The organism is Maribrevibacterium harenarium (assembly GCF_006385675.1).
Taxonomy (GTDB): domain Bacteria; phylum Pseudomonadota; class Gammaproteobacteria; order Pseudomonadales; family Marinomonadaceae; genus Marinomonas; species Marinomonas harenarium.
Genome location: NZ_VFRR01000122.1, coordinates 1 through 981, shown reverse-complemented (window position 1 = coordinate 981; position 981 = coordinate 1). Strand labels below are relative to the sequence as shown.

The following is a 981-nucleotide window of genomic DNA, read 5'->3' as shown; positions in this document are numbered from 1 at the left end:
GCGTTAGATGCACTAAGCACATAATTGCTCACAGCCAAACTATCAGGTCAAGTCTGCTTTTATTATTTTTAAGCGTGCATAATAAGCCCTACACAAATTGGGAGATATATCATGAAAGGCTGGCTTTTTCTTGTTATCGCAATAGTTGGCGAAGTAATCGCAACATCCGCATTAAAATCTAGCGAGGGCTTTACTAAGCTTGCCCCTTCCGCCGTTGTCATAATCGGTTATGGCATCGCATTTTATTTTCTTTCTCTGGTTCTGAAATCCATCCCTGTCGGTGTTGCTTATGCAGTCTGGTCGGGACTCGGCGTCGTCATAATTACAGCCATTGCCTGGTTGCTTCATGGGCAAAAGCTTGATGCGTGGGGCTTTGTAGGTATGGGGCTCATAATTGCTGCCTTTTTGCTCGCCCGATCCCCATCGTGGAAGTCGCTGCGGAGGCCGACGCCATGGTGACGGTGTTCGGCATTCTGAATCTCACCGAGGACTCCTTCTTCGATGAGAGCCGGCGGCTAGACCCCGCCGGCGCTGTCACCGCGGCGATCGAAATGCTGCGAGTCGGATCAGACGTCGTGGATGTCGGACCGGCCGCCAGCCATCCGGACGCGAGGCCTGTATCGCCGGCCGATGAGATCAGACGTATTGCGCCGCTCTTAGACGCCCTGTCCGATCAGATGCACCGTGTTTCAATCGACAGCTTCCAACCGGAAACCCAGCGCTATGCGCTCAAGCGCGGCGTGGGCTACCTGAACGATATCCAAGGATTTCCTGACCCTGCGCTCTATCCCGATATTGCTGAGGCGGACTGCAGGCTGGTGGTTATGCACTCAGCGCAGCGGGATGGCATCGCCACCCGCACCGGTCACCTTCGACCCGAAGACGCGCTCGACGAGATTGTGCGGTTCTTCGAGGCGCGGGTTTCCGCCTTGCGACGGAGCGGGGTCGCTGCCGACCGGCTCATCCTCGATCCGGGGATGG

General features: G+C 55.8%; 2 protein-coding genes. Both read left to right on the top strand.

What is annotated here, in order from left to right; genetic code table 11:
* Positions 1–111 precede the first annotated feature (111 nt).
* Positions 112–459, top strand: coding sequence for a quaternary ammonium compound efflux SMR transporter QacE delta 1 (locus tag FJM67_RS17375; RefSeq protein WP_000679427.1), 348 nt, complete (start codon positions 112–114; stop codon positions 457–459).
* Positions 453–981: dihydropteroate synthase (gene folP, locus FJM67_RS17370; protein WP_000259024.1), on the top strand; the 529-nt coding region annotated here is incomplete at its 3' end. The genes FJM67_RS17375 and folP, both read left to right, overlap by 7 nt.

Bases quoted from the DNA above. Each gene is read 5' to 3' on its own strand.
- FJM67_RS17375 (WP_000679427.1), top strand. From the start codon at position 112: ATGAAAGGCTGGCTTTTTCTTGTTATCGCAATAGTTGGCGAAGTAATC.